Below are 17,879 nucleotides of genomic sequence, written 5' to 3'. Positions count from 1 at the left end.
TCCGTCGCCTTGAGGAAATCGGACAGCGCAACGCAGCACGAGGCGCATTGCGAGCTGCTTGGCGATTGCGTCAAGCAGCGTAGCGCGCCTCCATCAAGTCCAGTTCGCGGATGAGCTTGCGAGCGCTCTGGCTATTGAGTTCGCGCTTACGAGCCCGCCGGAAGATTTCGGTGCGTTCAGCGCGCAGTCCCGCGAGGCGTAAGTTTCGCTCTAGCCGATCGACCCTCTTTGCGATTGCGGCGTCTTCGGACATCAGCTCCCGGCCTTCGATCCGGCGCCGATAGACATCCATAATCCGCGCCGCGACCTCGACATGCAGATCGGCGTCGCCTTCGGCTTGGGCAAGAGCGTGCTCGACGCGTTCGACCTCGGCGATGGCGGCGCGTGCCGCAGCAATGCGGGCTGCCTCGATCTCCGCCTGATCAGAAGGTTCGGCCGGCATCTGAAGCCCGTTGAGCAGCCAAGGCAGCCCGACGCTCGCGACGATCAGCGAGACGATGATGACTCCGATGGCGAGAAAGATTGCAAGATCGCGAGCTGGAAAAGGGGACCCGCCGGTCATGACTAGAGGCAAGGTGAGCACACCGGCCAGCGTGATCGCCCCGCGAACGCCCGCGAAGGACATGGCGGCGACAATCCGCCAGCTCGGTGTCGGGCCCGTCGCGCTCGTCCGGAACAGAGTGAGACGGAAAGAGAGCCAAACCCAAAGGAATCGCAGGCCGGCCAGCACAGCATTGATGGCGATCACGTAGACCCCAAGCCACCAAAGCCCATCATGCCCCGTCAGCTGCACTGTTTGCCTGGCACTGGCCACGATGAGGGGAAGCTGTTCGCCCAGCAGCACGAAGATGACCCCGTTCGCCGTGAACTGGATCGTATTCCAAACGGTGTTACGGCGAATTCGGGTCGCCGCGAGAGCCTGAGCGGTATTCTCGGCGAAGCCCATCGCCAGCCCGGCCGCGACCGCAGCAAGGATACCAGAGCGATGGAGATGTTCCGCGACAGATAGGCCGCGATGGGAATGAGGAGACTGATCAGGATTTGCGATCCGCTCTCCTCGCCAAACCGCGCACCGATCCATCCTTTGGCCTGGACCACTCCGAAGGTGACGCCCGCCCCCACGAGGATGGCGCCGCCGGCGACCCAAACGAAGTTGAGAGCAGCCGATCCTGCTGAGAAAGCGCCTGTGAGCGCCGCGGCCACCGCGAAGCGCAAGCATACCAAGCCGGAGGCGTCGTTGAGAAGCGATTCGCATTCAAGGATGTGCATCATGCGTTTCGGGATCTGCACACGCTGGGCAATCGCCGAGACTGCGATGGGATCGGTGGGCGACACGACGGCGGCCAGCGCGAACGCGATGGCGAGAGGCATACTTGGGATCATCCAGTGGATGAGCAGTCCCATCCCCAGCACCGTCAAAAGAACCAGCCCGAGAGCAAGCTCGAGAATCGTTTTTACATCCTTGAACAATTCCTCGCGGGGGATGCGCCAGCCATCGAGAAAGAGCAGCGGCGGCAGGAAGAGCAGCAAAAAAAGATCCCGGGGGCGAGTGTTACGCGCCAATCGGCGATGGATTCGAGCAGGGCACCCAGGGCGATCTGAACCAGAGGCCGTGGGACGGCCAGGGGTAATGCGCGCGAAATCACACCACTGACGACAACGGCGAGAAGCAGGATGATGAGGGCTATGATTTCCAATCAACGCCTTTCGTCGGCACAAAAGCTGACACACGATGGTCCGGCCGACAGCCCTCGTTGCCGCCACCTCGTGAAGCATAAGTGAATTGCGTGAGACGCGGGGAAAAACTCGCAGGGCTAAGCGATCGCTGGCGACGTGAAGATGATCGCTATCCGGTCTGTACGGCAGATCTGATTCAGAACGAACTCGACATCTCAAGCCGGAAATGAGTCGGTCTCCGACTCTCAGATGGCTTAAGATTGAAACCGGGGGTTATTGCCATGTCCGTCCTTGCACGCACTATCCGCTTTCTGCCTCTGTGCGGCTTTGCTCGTTAACGGTCAGCATGTTGCGTCCGGATCGCTAATAGCGGTGACCCTTCCCCGATCTTACGAGCGATGACAGGCGACATGCAGGAGTTGCGCACGATAGCAATACGCTGTCGGCCGATATGGTCGACGACCGCCCAACGCGAAAACTTTCTATTCGCAACATGATTGTGTCCGGTTACTCCACAGGACTGGTAGCAGCGATACGCTCCCCTGTTCCACTTTACCTTCGACAATCAGAGCCCGTCGTTGATCTTGTTACGGGTCCTTTAACGTTTTTGGCACCGATGCTGGCGCGCGATAGCGCCCGTATCCAACCCTGACGAGCATTCCTTCTTCGCACATTCTGGAGAGGTAACAGCGATGAATGCCGATGTCGGTTAAGTCCTTGGTGCGAACCTCATTGCGTGCTTGGACGAAAGCCACAGCCCGCTCTCTCAAAGACGGCTTTGGGCCACCCTCAAGCCGAATGCGTTTAGTTCTGTCGCGATCTCTCTTCCGCACTTCAAAGGTCGGTTTGGGTGTAGGGCCCAGGGGGGCATCCGAGGCAAATGAGTTGGCGTCACCCGTTGGAAGGATTAAGGACGATCGGGCTATGGCTCGGTACCGTGATATTGTTTGCCTCGCACCATCGGACGCAAAGCTCAAAATTGTTTTAGACGTATCCTGAAATGGGAGCCATCCTTTCCAAAGCGGGATTTTTCGGCCCAGACCCGATCTCAGCGCGCGACGCCCTGAGTTTCACCGCTTGCACCTGATGCAAGCCACGCAATTCTTAACATCTTTTAGAATCCCTCGTTGGTAGAGCCAAACAGGATTCGAACATTGGCGATGCCGGCGGAGACTCGGGAACGCGTCCGCTCAAGGCGCCTGGCAGACAGGTCTGAGCCTCCCGCCATCGTCGTAAGGCCTTGGCCTTACGACAACGAGGTGCATCCCGACCGGCCGTTCGTCCGGCTCAGCTTGCCGCGGCAAGCCAAAGCCTGGACGTCCGCCCGGCCGTGGATCCCCCTGCCAGCCACGCGATCAATAGCGCGCGCGGATCCCGGCAAAGAAGCTGCGGCCGGGCTCCGGGAAGCCATCGGTCAGCATATAGTTCCGGTCGAAGAGGTTGCGCGCGCCCACGCCCACGGTGATCCGCTCCGTCACGGCATAATCGATGCGAAGCGCCGCCGTCACATAGCTGCCCGTGTCATAATAGACCGGCGCCAGCCCGTTGGCGGATGCGGGCGTCACGGTGGTGCGATCCGACGCGAATTCCAGGCTGGGCGTGATCGTGATCGGCGCGACCGGCTTCCACGAAACATAAGCGAAGCCCTTGTGATCGGGCACGTCCGTCAGCTCGAACGGCCGGATCAGGCCGCCCGTCTGCGGCGTGCCGACATCGAAGCTGCGGTGGATGTAGCTGTAGTTCACGCCGGCATCGAGCGTGGCGCCCAGATGCACGTCGATCGAAAGCTCGGCGCCATAATAATCGGCCGAACCCAGATTCTCGCGCCGGTTGAGATTGGCGGGCGTGCGCACCGAAACCAGCGCGTCGGTGAGCCAGCTGTAATAAGCCGCGCCCGACAGGGTGACGGCGCCGAAGCGGCGCGAGGCGCCGATCTCGGCATTGGTCGCGCGCTCGGGCTTCAGGTCCGGATTGGCCTCGGCGGTCCCGAACTGGCTGGAGAAACGCTCGAACAGGGTCGGGAAGCGCGCGCGCGAGGACAGGCTCGCATGCGCCTCGATCCCGTCCGGCCCGTGCCAGTCGAGCCGCCCTTGCGCGTTCCACGCTTCCGCCCCGCGTAGGGGATAGCTGAACAGGCGGCTCGCCCCCGTGGCGCCGGGCGGGACGCCATATTCCTGCGCCTTGTCGAGATTGCGCCAGTCATAGCTGGCGCCGACCGTGAAGGTGATCGCCGGCGACAGCGTCAGCCGGTTCTCGGCCGCGATGCTGAACGTGCGCTCGACGCTTTGCTGATTGGGCTCGACCGTCACCAGGGGCGAGGTCGGCCGGCTGGTCTGGGATTCGTTATGCTCGTCCCGGCGATAATGGAAGGCCAGCGCGAACGTATCCGCCTCGGTCGCACGCAGCGAAAGCTCCGCCGATCCGCCATAGGCATTGTCGTCATAAGGGCTGTTGAAGGCGCGCGGCAGCGACTGGCTGGTCTGCGTGCGATCGTCGAACGATTGCAGCATGTTGTAGAGCTTGTTGTAATAAGCCCGCGTCTTCAGCGTCGCCCGATCGCCCAGCGCGGTGGTCGAGAGGAAATAGACGCTCTCGACGTTCCACTCGGGCCACTTCCAGTTGCGCAGGGAAACGTTGCTGGTGTCGGTGATGTGCAGCGGCGCGTTCTTGTCGCCTTCCTGCCGTGTGTAGCTCAGCACATATTCGTCGGTGGCGTTGGGCGTGAAGCCGACCTTGGCATTCACCCGCCAATCCTTGCTGCGCGAGAAATCGCGCGCGCCGCCATTCTCGTTCACGGTGGGCGTGAAGCCGCCCGGCAGGTCCCAGTGATCGGTGAAGTTCATGGTATAGCTGGCCTGCGCATACCATTTGTCCTGCTTCGTCCCGACCAGACCGAAGGTGGTGTAGCCGGCATAGCTGACGTCGGAATCCAGATTGAGCTGGCCGCGCACCTCCATCTCCAGCGATTGGGTCGGCTTGCGCGTGACGAGGTTCACCGCGCCGCCCATCGCACCCGGCCCGTCCAGCACGGAGGCATAGCCCTTGGCGACCTGGATCTCGGCGATGTCGGGCGTCAGGAAGCGCCCATAGTCCAGCCGGTTGTCGGCCGGCAGATAGACACGGATGCCGTCGATCGACAGCGGCACCTGAAACCGATCGAAGCCGCGCACGAACAGCAGGCGCTCGTTGCGCGATCCGCCGCTATTGCCCGCCGTGACACCGGGGATCAGGTTGGCGGCATCGTCCAGCGTGCGGCGGTCGAACGTATACATCGCCTCCTGACCGACCGTGTCCGCGCCGATCGCGACGCCCTCGGCACGCCGCCCCGTCACGATGATCTCGCCAAGGCCGAAGCGGCCGTCATTCTGCGTCTGCGCACCGACATCGCCGGCCTCGGTCCGCTCCTGGGCGAAAGCCGGGCTCGCCAGAGCAAGCATGCTCGCAGTGCAGGCAAGAACGCGCATCGAATTTTCCCCTTGTTTCGAGTGGGCCTGCTGGCCTCTATTGCCTCGATATCCGAACAGATATTGTATCTGGCCATATACAGAGCTCCGCCCGAGGACAAATCCCGATGACGATCCATGCCGCGCTCCTGCTCACCCTGTTTCAGGCTGGCATGACCGCCGACCATCCGGCGGCGGCCACTTGCTCCGCCACGCTTGCTCCGCCACCGGCCGGTTTGGAGGGCTGGTCCACGGCACACCCCATCAAGGGCGGAGCCAGCGAGGCCAAGGCGACACTCCTCCAGATCGGTTCGGGCGTGACGGCGACTTTGCTCCCGACGCCCAAGGTCGCTTATGCGGTGCGACCGGAAAAGCCGGGCGGATCGGTGAGCAGCGGCGGGATGTTCGCGTTCGTCGTGCCTTCGGCCGGGCGCTACCGCGTCGCGCTGGGGTCCGGCGCGTGGATCGATGTGCTGAACGGCACCGCGCCGGCGGTATCGGTCGCCCACGGGCACGGGCCGGACTGTACCGGCATCCGCAAGATGGTGGATTTCGATCTCCAGCCGGGCCGTTATCTGCTCCAGATCGCCGGCAATGCCGGTGCGACGCTGCCCTTGATGGTCGCACGCCTGCCGTGAAGCGGATCGCGGCGATCGCCGTCGCCTTCATCCTGGTTGCGGCGGCGACACCCGATCCGTTTCACCGGCGCCTCCCCGAAGGCGTGGCGCCACCCGCAATCCCCGCCGACAACCCCATCAGCGACGCCAGGATCGCGCTGGGGCGGCGGCTTTTCTATGACGCGGACCTGTCCGTCGACGGGACGATGGCCTGCGCGACCTGCCATGAGCAGCGTCGCGGCTTCGCGGATGGCAATGCCACGCATGCCGGCGTTCATGGCGATCCGGGGCGGCGCAACGTGCCGGGGCTCGCCAATGTGGCATGGCGGCGCTCGCTCACGTGGGGCGATCCGCGCGTGACCACGCTGGAAGCGCAGGTGCCCATTCCCCTGACCGGCCAGTCTCCCGTGGAAATGGGCATGGCCGGAAAGGAGGTGGAACTGCGCCGCCGGCTGAGGCGCGACGCCTGCTATCGAACGATGTTCCGCGCCGCCTTTCCCGAGACGCGCGGCCGGATCGATCAGGCGGCGGTCGCGAAAGCGCTGGCCGCCTTTCAGCGGACGTTCGTGTCCTTCGACGCCCCGATCGACCGGGGCGAGGCGCCGGCGGCGGGCGCGGCGATATTCGCGGCCAAATGTGCCACCTGCCACGCCGGACATGACTTTACGGACGATCGCTTCCACCGGCTCCGGCCGAGCGCCCCTGCGGACAGGGGGCTGGGCGAGGTGACGGGCCGCGTGGGCGACGACGGGGCGTTTCGCACGCCGTCGCTCCGCAACGTCGGGGTCACGGGGCCCTGGCTGCATGACGGATCCGCCGCGACGCTCGATCAGGCGCTGATGGCACATCCCGATGCAGACCCGGCGGACACGCCTGCGCTGATCGCCTTTCTGGCGGCGCTGACCGATGATGCCTTCCTCGCCAATCCGGCGCTCGGTTATCCGGACGATATCTGCCGCCGCTAGGGCCGGTCGACATTCCGTGCATCGATCCTCCCCTGCAAGGAGGAGGTGGCAAGCGGGAGGCGCTGACGGAGGGGTGTCACGCTGGACCTGCTGGGTGCTGCGGGGCCAGGCAAGGACCGCGCCCGCCAAAGGCCCGGAAACCGACCTGCCATGCGCACCGCTCCGGCCGCAAAGGTTGCGAAATTGCAAATTGCGAACGATTCTGATTAGCGATATCAGCCGGCGTGGAGAGGAGGGGGCCGGCCGGCCCCTGCCCGCACGAAAATAAGTGATCATCGGCATCCTTTTCCAGACGGAGTGACGCTCATCTCTGATCATTCTGCGCGCCTGTGTTTCGCGCTTGGAATTTCTCTCGCTTCGCCCGCGCTCGCTGCGGATCTCCCCGCAGCCGAGGCCGCGCCTGTCGAGACCGACATCGTCGTGACTGGCCGCGCATCGCCCGCGCCCGAAGAAGCCGACGATCGCTACAAGCCGACGCCGGACGCCTCGACGCTGCGCTCCTCCGCCAAGCCGCTCGACACGCCGCAGGCGGTGAATGTCGTGTCGGCGCAGGTCATCCGCGATCAGCGGCCGCGCTATCTGGACGACGCTCTGGCCAACATCAGCGGCATCACGCAGGGCAATACGCTCGCGGGCACGCAGGATACGGTGTTGAAGCGCGGCTTCGGCGGCAATCGCGACGGATCCGTGATGCATAATGGCATGCCGCTGGTGCAGGGGCGTGGCTTCACGCCCGCGTCCCAGAGCGTCGAGGTGCTGAAAGGCCCCGCCACCCTGCTCTACGGGATCATGGATCCGGGCGGCGTGATCAACATCGTCAGCAAAAAGCCTCTGCTGGATCCGCAGTTGCGCGTCTCGTTCACCGGATCGGGCTATGCGGCGGGCCGGCTCGGGCTGGAGGCGATGGCGGATCTGACCGGGCCTATCTCCGGCAATCTGGCGGGTCGTCTGGTCGTCGATACGCAGCAGGAGGATTACTGGCGCAATTTCGGCGAGCGCCGCGACACGATCGTCGCCCCGTCGCTCGGCTGGTACGGCGGCAGCACGCAGGCGGTGCTGTGGTACGAATATCGCGCGTTCAACTATCCGTTCGATCGCGGAACCGTGCTCAATCCCACCACGCTGACGCCCCTGGCCGTGCCCCGGCGCGAGCGGCTCGACGAGCTCAACAACAAGATGTTCGGCAACAGCCATCTGGTGCAGCTGGCGGTCGATCATGCGCTGGGCGGCGGCTGGGCGGCGCATCTGGCGAGCAGCTTCAACAGCGAGACCTACGATGCCGGCCAGTTGCGGGTTTCGGCCGTCAATCTGGCGCGCGGCACGCTCACGCGCAGCAACGATGCGACGGTGGGCTCGCTCAGCACCGATGCCTATCTGCAGGCCTATGTCGACGGCGGCTTCCGCCTCGCCGGCATGGAGCACAAGCTGATCTTCGGCGTGGAGGGCGAATATCGCCGCTATCTGCGCCGCGATCTGATCCGTCAGGCGACGCGGACCACCTTCAGCTACCTCAACCCGGTCTACGGCCTGGAACCCTTCCCGACCAGCGTATCCCTCGGCGACAGCGATCAGACCGACCGGCTCTGGAACTATTCCGTCTTCGGGCAGGATTCGATCCATATCGGCGATCGCTGGATCCTCGTCGCGGGCGGCCGATTGGTCGGCTTCGACCAGCGCGCCGGTCGCGGTCGTCCGTTCACCGCCAACACCGATCTCGACGGGTGGAAATTCACGCCGCAGGTCGGGCTGGTCTGGAAGGCGGCACGCGTCTTCTCGCTCTATGCCAGCTACGCGCAGTCGCTGAAGCCCACCTCGACGATCGCGCCGCTGGGAAGCGGCGTCGTCATCACCTCCGCCTTCCAGCCCGAGCGCGGCCGCTCCTTCGAAGTCGGCGCGAAGCTCGACATTCCCGATCGTGTCACCGCCACGCTCGCGCTCTACGACATCAACAAGCACAACGTGCTGGTCAACCAGTTCAACGCCACCACCGGCGTCACCGATTATCGCACCGCCGGCCGCGCCATCTCGCGCGGGGTCGAACTCGACATGTCCGGCAAGCTGACCGAACGGCTGAGCATGATCGGCAGCTACGCCTACACCTATGCACGCACCCGCGAGGATCCGGTCTTCGCCGGCAAGGAGCTCAGCCAGGTCGCGCCGCATACGGCGGCGCTTTCGGCGGTCTATGATTTCGGCCGCATCGCCACCAAGGACGACCGGTTCCGGCTGGGCGGGGGCGCGCGTTACGCCGCACGCCGTCCGGGGGACAATGCGAACAGCTTCTGGCTGCCCTCCTACACGGTCGCCGATGCCTTCATGACCTACGATACGGTCGTGGCCGGCAAGGAGGTGACGTTCCAGCTCAACATCAAGAACATCTTCGACAAGACCTATTACCCCTCGTCGGTCAACGTGCTCGCCGTCGCCATCGCCGATCCGCGCCGCGTGATCGGCACGATGAGCTTCAAGCTGTGACGCGCCTCCTCGCCATCGTACTGACATTGATGCTGGCCGGCGCGGCCCCCGCCCGGTCGCCGCGCACCGCCTTGCTCGTGATCCAGGAGAAGGGGCCGTCGCGCGATATCGACATGAAGGTGCGCGATCATCTGGCGGAGCGCGGCTTCACGGTGCGCATCGCCGATCAGGATGCGGAGCCGGCGACGGCGAAGGACGTCGATCTCGTGATCATCTCCTCCACCATATCGTCGAAGGATGTGAAGCCCGGCTGGCGCACCCTCCCCGTGCCGCTCCTCACCTGGGAGAATGACATTCTCGACGACCTGGCCATGACGGGCAAGCGCCACGATGCGGATTTCGGCGAGGCGGAAAAGGAGCGCTATCTCTGGATCGTCAACGCGCCGCAGCCGATGGCGGCCGGCCTGCCCGCCGGCGTCGTCAACGTCTATGGCAAGCAGGCCGCGATGAGCTGGGGCCGCCCCGGCCTCGGCGCCACCACGATCGCCACGATCTACGGACAGCCGGAGAAGGCGGCGATCTTCGGCTACGAGAAAGGCGCGACGATGGATTACGAGGCGATCGCGCCCGCACGCCGCGTCATGATGTTCCTCAACAATGACAGCTTCGCCAATCTGTCGCCGGCGGGCCTCAAGCTGTTCGACGCGGCGATCGACTGGACGGTGGGAGGAGGGCGATGAACGCCGCCGCGCCGGACAGCCAGCCTGCCCGCGTCAAGCGACGTCGGATCGGCGGACGCACGCCGTTCCACTGGGCGATGTTCCAGCTTCATTGGGCCTTCGGGATCAGCATCGGCCTGGTGCTCGCCGTCATGGGCGTCACGGGATCGATCATGGCGTTCGAGGACCAGATCATGGAAGCCTCCAGCTTCGGCATCGTGAATGTCGAGCCGAAGCCGGCACCGGTGCTGAGCCCCGATCACCTGCTGGACGCCTTCGCCGCCCAGATTCCGGGAGCAAAGCCCACCTCCCTCACGCTGCGCACCCGGCCCGGTGCCTCGCCGCAGGTGACCTTCGCGCCTCCGGTCGCGGCGGGCGCGACGAAGCCCTCGGCGCAGAAGCTCTATCTCGATCCCTATTCGGGCCGGATTCTCGGGCATGCGCGTGGGGAGCAATTCTTCGCGACGGTGCGCCGGCTTCATCGCTTCCTGCTTCTGCCCGGCGGCGCGAAAGGCGCCGGCCGCCAGATCACCGGGATCGCGGCCATCAGCCTGCTCGGCTTCCTCCTGTCCGGCCTCTATCTGCGCTGGCCGCGCCGGCCGCTGAACTGGCGCCTCTGGCTCAAACCCCACCTCAATGCGCGGGGGCGCGGCCTTTATCTCACGCTGCATCAGGTGATCGGGACCTGGGTGCTGCCGGTCTATCTCGTCGCGGCGCTGACCGGGCTGACCTATTCGTACCCCTGGTACAAAGCGGGCTTCGATTTCGTGCTGACGGGCAAGTCCACCGTGGCGGACGAGGCAGAGCCCGCGCCGGCCAAATCGAAGGATCGTGCATCCGGCAAGGCCGCCCCCGGCCACCCCGCCGCCAGGCTCGACACCGCCTGGCGGGCGACGCTGCGCGAAAATGGTGGCCCCACGACGATCATCATCACGCTGCCCAAGTCGGCGAAGGCGCCGGTTCGCGTGCGCTACCTTCTGCCAACGGCCGGCAACGAGCGGGCGTTCAACGAACTCTCGATCGACGGGGAAACCGGCGAAATCCGCGACCGCGACCTGTTCGCCCGCAACAGCCTCGGGGAACGGATGGCGTCCGCGCGCCTCGCCGTCCATCGCGGCACCTTCTTCGGCCTGCCCTTCGCGATCCTGTTCATGCTCGCGGCGGCGCTGATGCCGCTCTTTCCCATCACCGGCTACCTCCTCTATTTCAACCGCCGCGCTGCGGCCCGACGCACGGCCTCATCCCGAAATCGGCAAATGTAACGATCGACATCGCCCTTCACCGGCGCTGACGGGATTTCACGCCGTTTGACCGCGCCGGCGTCGCCGGCCGACGTATCTCCCCGCATCGTGGATCGATGCGACTCCACGCGACACCAGGCGAACGGGAGCGAAGCCGATGACGAAGGGCGTTAAGACGGTGGCCGTGCTGACCGCGCGGCCGGGCAAGACCGAAGCGCTGCACGCGCTGCTCGGCGGGATGATCGCCCCCAGCCGGTCCGAGCCGGGCAACAGGCGCTACGATCTCTGGGTCGATCAGACCGAGAGCGGGCGATTCGTTCTGGACGAATTGTACGTTGACGATGCGGCGGTGGCCGCGCATCGCGCCAGTCCGCACTTCCAGCATTATCTCTCGCACATCGGCGATCTGGCGGAGCGCATGGCGTTTACCCTCGATGCGGTCACGGTTTCCTGACGGAAAGGACGATAGGATGGCACTCACGGACATTCTCTCCGACAGGCTCGGTTTCGGCGCGGCGCCACTCGGCAACATGTTCCGGGCGATCCCCGAGGACGAAGCGCTCGCCACCGTCGAGGCCGCGTGGGACGACGGCATCCGCTATTTCGACAACGCGCCTTTCTACGGCGCGGGCCTGGCCGAGATCCGGATGGGCCAGGCTCTGAAGGACAAGCCACGTGACGAGTATGTGATCAGCACCAAGATCGGGCGCATCGTGCTCGACACGATCGATGACGGTCCGCGCGACAATGGCGAGAAAGGCGACGTCTTCGCACATGGCCGCCGCAACACGGTAATCAACGATTATTCGGCGGATGCGACGCTCCGGTCGATCGAGGGCAGTCTCAAGCGCCTCCAGACCGATCGCATCGACATCGTCTGGGTCCACGATATCGCGCAGGATTTCTACGGCGACGAGTGGCTCGCCATGTTCGAGCAGGCCCGCACCGGTGCCTTTCCGGTGCTCGACCGGCTTCGCGACGAAGGCGTGATCAAGGCGTGGGGGCTCGGCGTCAACCGCGTCGAGGCGGTCGAGCTGCTGCTCGATCTCGACGCGCCCCGACCCGATGGCTCCCTGCTGGCCGGCCGATACACGTTGCTCGATCATGCGCGGGCGCTGGAACGGCTGATGCCCATGGTCGCCGCCAGAGGCCTGGGGATCGTGGTGGGCGGTCCCTACAGCTCCGGGGCGCTCGTCGGCGGCCCGAACTTCGAATATGCACCCGCCAGCCCGGAGATCCTCGCCAAGGTCGCGGCGATCAAGGCGATCGCCGATCGGCACGGGGTGAGCATGAAGGCGGCGGGCCTGCAATTCTCGCTCGCCAATCCGGCGGTGGTCGCCGTGATCCCGGGCGCCAGCCGGCCGGGCCGGATCGCCGAGGACCGGGCCGCGCTGGACGAACAGGTGCCTGTCGCCTTCTGGCGCGCGCTCCGCGACGCCGGGCTCGTCCATCCCGCAGCCCCGCTGCCGGGGATCGACTGACCGGCGCACCGCTCGCCGGTTCGCCGGCACGTGCAGGCCCAAAGGCTTATGCGGTCCTCAGCCGCTGAGGCGCGTCGTCGGCCTCCGGATATCGATAGCGCCCCCATCAGCCGACGCTCACCAGCCGGGCCCGATAGATTTCCTATTCGATAAGTAGGAAATCTATCGTTGCGAAGCCGACGGCCTGCTGGAAGATCGGGCGGCAGATCGGCGATCCGGCCGGATCACATGATATGGGGGTTATCCTGATGAAGAAGGCTGTTTCGATCGCATCGCTCATGCTGGCCGTCGCGGCGCTTTCGGCCTGCTCCAAGTCGGCGGAGCAGAATGTGACCGCAGAGAATGCGAGCAACGAATCCGATATCGGCGCGAACGAGGCGATCGGCGAATTGAGCGACAATGCCGCCACGGAGAATGCGGCCAACGGGCTCTGATCTCATCCTATCGCCTTAGGTTCCAAACTCCCGAGGCGTAAACTGCGGCCCGGCATCGCGCTGGGCCGCTTTTGTGTGTGGCCGTCGGCAATGGAAGGGCGTCCATCGCCGAAGGGATCGCCGGCGCCTATCGTGCCCGACGAAACGATATGAGCGCAGACCGACGATGAACCCGATCTATGCCGCGATGGGCACGACGATCTTTGAGGAGATTTCCGCCCGCGCGCGGGAGACGGGCGCGATCAATCTCGGCCAGGGTTTCCCCGAGGAGGATGGCTTCCCCGCCGTGCGACAGGCGGCGGCCGAGGCGCTGATCGCGCGCTCCAATCAATATCCGCCGATGATGGGCCTGCCCGAACTGCGCGCGGCGGTGGCGGCCCATTATGCCGCGCATCAGAACCTCCCGGCGCGCGCATCGGACGTGCTGGTGACGTCGGGCGCGACCGAGGCGCTCGCCGCCGCGTTGCTCGCGCTGATCGCGCCGGGCGACGAGGTGCTGCTGATCCAGCCGCTTTACGACGCCTATCTGCCGCTGGTACGGCGCGCGGGCGGGATCGCGAAGCTCGTGACGATGGCGCCGCCCGACTGGGCGCTGCCGCGCGAGGCGTTGCGCGCCGCGATCGGCCCGCGCACGCGCCTGCTGCTGCTCAACAATCCGGTGAATCCGCTGGGCAAGGCGCTCGACGCGGACGAACTGGCCTTCCTCGCGGAGCTGTGCGTCGCGCACGATCTGGTCGCGATCTGCGACGAGGTGTGGGAGCATGTGGTGTTCGACGGCCGCCGCCACATCCCTCTGATCGGCCTGCCCGGCATGGCCGAGCGGACGGTGAAGATCGGATCGGCGGGCAAGATCTTCTCGCTGACGGGCTGGAAGGTCGGCTTCGTTCTCGCCTGCCCGGCCTTGCTCACCCCGATCACCCGCGCCCACCAGTTCCTGACGTTCACCACGCCGCCCACGCTGCAGATCGCGGTGGCGGCCGGGCTGGCGAGCCCCGAGCCCGCGTTCGCGGCGATGCGCGACGGCTATCAGCGCTCGCGCGACCGGCTCGCGGCGGCGCTCGCGGCGGGCGGCTATGCCGTGCTGCCGAGCGGCGGCACCTACTTTCTCACGATCAATCTGTCCGCCTCCGGCCTCGACGAGAGCGACCGGGATTTCTGCGCGCGGATCGTGCGCGATCATGGTGTCGCCGCGATCCCGCTCTCGGCTTTCTACGCCGAGGATGCGCCCGACACCTTCGTCCGCCTCTGTTTCGCCAAAAGCGACGCGACGCTGGACGAAGCCGCCCGACGGCTGGTGGCGGCGCGGTCCGTCGCACGCGCGCCACAGGCAGCCGCGCGGGACATTGCCTGAACCTCCGATGGGGCAGAACCATTTCGCAGCCGTGCCGACAGGATCGCGCCTTTTCCGCTCCGCCCCGTCCGGGCCGGCACAAAGTTTGGCTTTGACGCCGACAACTTTTTGGCTGCGGCCATTCCCTACGGCATTGCTAGGAAAGTTTCGGCCGGTGATGGAGACGCGAGCATGAATATCTCTGTGCTTGCCATCTTCGGGGGATTCCGTGGCACCCCGTTCCGGCGTCACCCCGCCACCTCCGGCCAGACCGCAATCGGCGCGCGCGCCCATACAGATATGGAAGCCCGCTGACGTGACGCATTTCCAGCCGCTCTATTCGATCGCCGGGCTGTTCGTGGGCCTTCTCGTCGGCATGACGGGCGTGGGCGGCGGATCGCTGATGACGCCACTGCTGGTGCTGGCGTTCGGCTTCCACCCCTCCACCGCCGTCGGCACCGACCTGCTCTATGCGGCGGCGACGAAGACGGTGGGCACCGGCGTGCATGGCGCGGGCCGCTCGATCGACTGGAAGGTGGTCCGCCGCCTTGCGACAGGCAGCATTCCGGCGACGGTCATCACATTGCTGGTGCTGGCGCATGTCGGCGCGAACCTGAACTCCACAGGCCATGTGATCAGCCTCACGCTCGGCTGCGCGCTGCTGGCGACCGCGGTGGCGATCCTCTTCCGGACCCAGATCCTGCGCTTCTTCGCGCGCAATACGGCCCCCCGCCCCGATCGGCAGGTGGCCGTGCTGACGGTGCTGCTGGGCATCGGCCTCGGCGTGCTCGTCTCGCTCTCGTCGGTCGGCGCGGGCGCGCTGGGCATGACGGTGCTGCTGGTTCTCTACCCGCAGCTTCCCACCAACCGCCTCGTCGGCTCCGACATCGCGCACGCCGTGCCGCTGACGCTGATCGCGGGCGCGGGCCACTGGCTGCTCGGCTCGATCGATTTCTCGCTGCTGGGCGCGCTGCTGCTCGGCTCGGTGCCCGGCATCATCGTCGGCAGCCTGATCGCGAACCGCGTGCCCGATCATGTGCTGCGTCCGATCCTCGCCGGCACGCTCGCGATCGTCGGCGGCAAGCTCGTCTTCTGACGAACCCACCGCCGGCGAGGGTTTGGAGTTCGGTTCAGCAAAGCTGAAAAGGTGCCGCCATCCGCGTGAGCGGATCAAACCCTAATGGCTCCAGCGCGAGCCGCGGATCACCGAACAGAAATTGCCGCGATGGAAATGCGGCTCCTTGTCCGCGATCACGTCGGCCTTCACGTTGCCGAAGGTCGTGTCGGGCTTGTGGCGGATGCCGTCGTAGAAGGCCTGGATGATATCCTCCTTGAAGCGCGGCGTGCGCGGGAAGGCCGCGACCACGGCCTCGCGGACATCGTCCTCATATTCGCCATAGGTGAGGCCCAGCACGTCCATCTCCACTCCGGCGGTGGTCAGCGCGATCACGGGATGCATGAACTCCGGCACACCCGGTGTCGTGTGGAGCGCGATGCCGGTCCACACCCGCTCGATATCCGACGGATCGAGGCCGTGCCCTTGCAGGAAATCACGCGCGGCATTGGCGCCGTCCACCTCGAAGCGGAGATGATCGCTGGCGTGCGAGGGCATCAGGCCGATGTCGTGAAACATCGTCGCGGCGTAGAGCAGCTCGGGATTGAAGCTCAGCCCGCGCTGCCGCCCGGCCAGTGCGCCGAAGAAATAGACGCGGCTGCTGTGATTGAAGAGCAGTTCGCTTTCCGTATCGCGGATGAATTCCGTGATGGCGCGCGTCAGCTTGCTGTCGGGGATGGTGACACCCCCGACAGTGGGATTTTCAGCAATGATCATGGCGATTGTCCTGTTCGGGAGATCGTTCAGGCGCTCCGGCCGGGTCAGGCCAGGCCGAGCGCCTCCGCGACGCCGCGCCCGTAATCGGGATCGGCCCGCGTGCAATTTTCGATGTGCCGCCGCTGGATGTGCCCGGCCGCACCGCCGATCTGCGCCGCCGTATTGGCGAACAAAGCCTGCTTCTGTTCCGGCGACATCATGCGGAAGAGATTGCCGGGCTGCTCCCAGTGATCGTCGTCCACGCGGTGGTCCCAGTGCGCGCCGTCGCCATCCACCGGCATCGGCGGCTCGGCGAAATCGGGCTGGTTGGACCACAGGCCGCTGCTGTTCGGATGATAAGGCGCGGTCCCGCCGAGATTGCCGTCCGTCCGCATCGCACCATCGCGGTGATAGCTCATATGCGGGCAGCGCGGCGCGTTGACCGGTATATTGTGATGGTTGACGCCGAGCCGATAGCGGGCGGCATCGCCATAGGAGAAGAGCCGCGCCTGCAGCATCTTGTCCGGCGAGAAGCCGATGCCCGGCACCACATGGGCCGGCGAGAAGGCGGACTGCTCGACCTCGGCGAAATAATTCTGCTGGTTCCGGTTCAGCTCCAGCTCGCCCACCTCGATCAGCGGATAATCGCCCTTCGGCCACACCTTCGTCAGATCGAACGGATTGTGCTTGTGGGTCTTGGCCTGCGCCTCGGTCATCACCTGGATGAACAGGGTCCATTTCGGGAAATCGCCCGTCTCGATCGCGGTGAAGAGATCGCGACCATGGCTTTCGCGGTCACCCGCGACGATCGCGGCGGCCTCCGCATCCGTGAGATTCTCGATCCCCTGCTTCGAGCGGAAATGGAACTTCACCCACACGCGCTCCATCGCCGCATTGATCAGCGAGAAGGTGTGGCTGCCGAAGCCGTGCATGTGGCGGAAGCTCTTCGGGATGCCGCGCTCGGACATGACGATCGTCACCTGATGCAGCGCCTCGGGCAGCATCGTCCAGAAATCCCAATTGTTGTCGGCCGAGCGCAGGCCCGTGCGCGGATCGCGCTTGATCGCGTGGTTCAGGTCCGGAAAGCGCAGCGGATCGCGGAAGAAGAAGACTGGCGTGTTGTTGCCGACCAGATCCCAATTGCCTTCTTCCGTATAGAATTTGATCGCGAAGCCGCGGATGTCCCGCTCGGCATCTGCCGCGCCGCGCTCGCCCGCAACCGACGAGAAGCGCATGAACAGATCGGTCCGCTTGCCGATCTCGGAGAAGATCTTCGCCCGCGTATAACGACTGATATCGTGGGTGACGGTGAAGGTGCCGTACGCGCCCCAGCCCTTGGCGTGCATCCGCCGCTCGGGGATCACCTCGCGATCGAAATGGGCGAGCTTCTCGATCAGCCACACATCCTGCAGCAGCGCGGGGCCGCGCGGGCCGGCGGTGAGGATGTTGGTATTGTCCGCGACCGGGGCGCCCTGGGCCGTGGTGAAGAGCGTGTCGTCAGCCATGTCGATCCTCCAAGTTCGGCGGTCACGCGCCCGTGCACCGGCACATCCGGCTGCCCAGCCGCAGAAAGGCGAAAAGCGAAAGGCGCGTGATCGGTCGTGACCGCCGGGAAGCCCGTCCCTTTCCGGGTAGCGGGTCCCGCGTTCGGCACCGCCCGTATCCCATCCCCGGATTTTGGCCGCAATCGTTACGGGCGTGGATAATCTGCCAACCATGTGCGATATGCTGCCGTGCGGCATCCGGC

General features: G+C 65.4%; 13 protein-coding genes and 1 pseudogene. 10 read left to right on the top strand and 4 right to left on the bottom strand.

Annotated features, from left to right (window positions below; genetic code table 11):
* Window positions 1–70: 70 nt before the first annotated feature.
* Window positions 71–1,697: pseudogene (locus HL653_RS10335) on the bottom strand (Na+/H+ antiporter).
* Between the two features lie 1,335 nt (window positions 1,698–3,032).
* Complete coding sequence (locus HL653_RS10330; protein WP_171744454.1) at window positions 3,033–5,141, bottom strand: TonB-dependent siderophore receptor; 2,109 nt, start codon at window positions 5,139–5,141, stop codon at window positions 3,033–3,035.
* A gap of 107 nt (window positions 5,142–5,248) precedes the next feature.
* Between HL653_RS10330 and HL653_RS10325 the strand changes: the two genes are divergently transcribed.
* The 10 genes from HL653_RS10325 to HL653_RS10280 all read left to right on the top strand — a co-directional run bounded on the left by HL653_RS10325 (window position 5,249) and on the right by HL653_RS10280 (window position 15,418).
* Window positions 5,249–5,758 carry a homogentisate 1,2-dioxygenase gene (locus HL653_RS10325; RefSeq protein ID WP_253717870.1) on the top strand — a complete coding sequence of 170 codons (510 nt, stop codon included), beginning with the start codon at window positions 5,249–5,251 and terminating at the stop codon, window positions 5,756–5,758.
* Window positions 5,755–6,702, top strand: coding sequence for a cytochrome-c peroxidase (locus HL653_RS10320; RefSeq protein ID WP_171744453.1), 948 nt, complete (start codon window positions 5,755–5,757; stop codon window positions 6,700–6,702). Before HL653_RS10325 ends, HL653_RS10320 begins: the two co-directional genes overlap by 4 nt.
* 297 nt (window positions 6,703–6,999) lie before the next feature.
* On the top strand, window positions 7,000–9,177 hold the full coding sequence (locus HL653_RS10315; RefSeq protein ID WP_253717869.1) for a TonB-dependent siderophore receptor: 2,178 nt from the start codon (window positions 7,000–7,002) through the stop codon (window positions 9,175–9,177).
* Window positions 9,174–9,857: a hypothetical protein gene (locus HL653_RS10310; RefSeq protein WP_253717864.1), complete on the top strand. Its 684-nt coding sequence runs from the start codon at window positions 9,174–9,176 to the stop codon at window positions 9,855–9,857. Before HL653_RS10315 ends, HL653_RS10310 begins: the two co-directional genes overlap by 4 nt.
* Entirely contained in the window at window positions 9,854–11,098 is a 1,245-nt protein-coding gene (locus tag HL653_RS10305; RefSeq protein ID WP_171744452.1) for a PepSY domain-containing protein, read from the top strand. The genes HL653_RS10310 and HL653_RS10305 overlap by 4 nt, the downstream gene beginning before the upstream one ends.
* 136 nt (window positions 11,099–11,234) lie before the next feature.
* On the top strand, window positions 11,235–11,531 hold the full coding sequence (locus HL653_RS10300; RefSeq protein WP_171744451.1) for a putative quinol monooxygenase: 297 nt from the start codon (window positions 11,235–11,237) through the stop codon (window positions 11,529–11,531).
* A gap of 16 nt (window positions 11,532–11,547) precedes the next feature.
* On the top strand, window positions 11,548–12,558 hold the full coding sequence (locus HL653_RS10295; protein WP_171744450.1) for an aldo/keto reductase: 1,011 nt from the start codon (window positions 11,548–11,550) through the stop codon (window positions 12,556–12,558).
* 248 nt (window positions 12,559–12,806) lie between these two features.
* Window positions 12,807–12,992 carry a hypothetical protein gene (locus HL653_RS10290; RefSeq protein WP_171744449.1) on the top strand — a complete coding sequence of 62 codons (186 nt, stop codon included), beginning with the start codon at window positions 12,807–12,809 and terminating at the stop codon, window positions 12,990–12,992.
* A 166-nt stretch (window positions 12,993–13,158) separates the two neighbouring features.
* Window positions 13,159–14,343 carry an aminotransferase gene (locus HL653_RS10285; RefSeq protein WP_171744448.1) on the top strand — a complete coding sequence of 395 codons (1,185 nt, stop codon included), beginning with the start codon at window positions 13,159–13,161 and terminating at the stop codon, window positions 14,341–14,343.
* 355 nt (window positions 14,344–14,698) lie between these two features.
* The gene (locus HL653_RS10280) at window positions 14,699–15,418 is read left to right on the top strand and encodes a sulfite exporter TauE/SafE family protein (protein WP_171746895.1); all 720 of its coding nucleotides are present in this window, start codon (window positions 14,699–14,701) and stop codon (window positions 15,416–15,418) included.
* A gap of 81 nt (window positions 15,419–15,499) precedes the next feature.
* Here HL653_RS10280 and HL653_RS10275 read toward each other — a convergent pair whose 3' ends face one another.
* Together HL653_RS10275 and HL653_RS10270 are read right to left on the bottom strand one after the other, a co-directional pair.
* Complete coding sequence (locus tag HL653_RS10275; protein WP_171744447.1) at window positions 15,500–16,153, bottom strand: HD domain-containing protein; 654 nt, start codon at window positions 16,151–16,153, stop codon at window positions 15,500–15,502.
* A gap of 44 nt (window positions 16,154–16,197) precedes the next feature.
* Entirely contained in the window at window positions 16,198–17,637 is a 1,440-nt protein-coding gene (locus HL653_RS10270; RefSeq protein ID WP_171744446.1) for a catalase, read from the bottom strand.
* Window positions 17,638–17,879: the final 242 nt, after the last annotated feature.

It is taken from the genome of Sphingomonas sp. AP4-R1, from assembly GCF_013113735.1.
Lineage (GTDB): Bacteria > Pseudomonadota > Alphaproteobacteria > Sphingomonadales > Sphingomonadaceae > Sphingomonas_I.
This window is presented reverse-complemented; position numbering and strand designations above follow the sequence as displayed.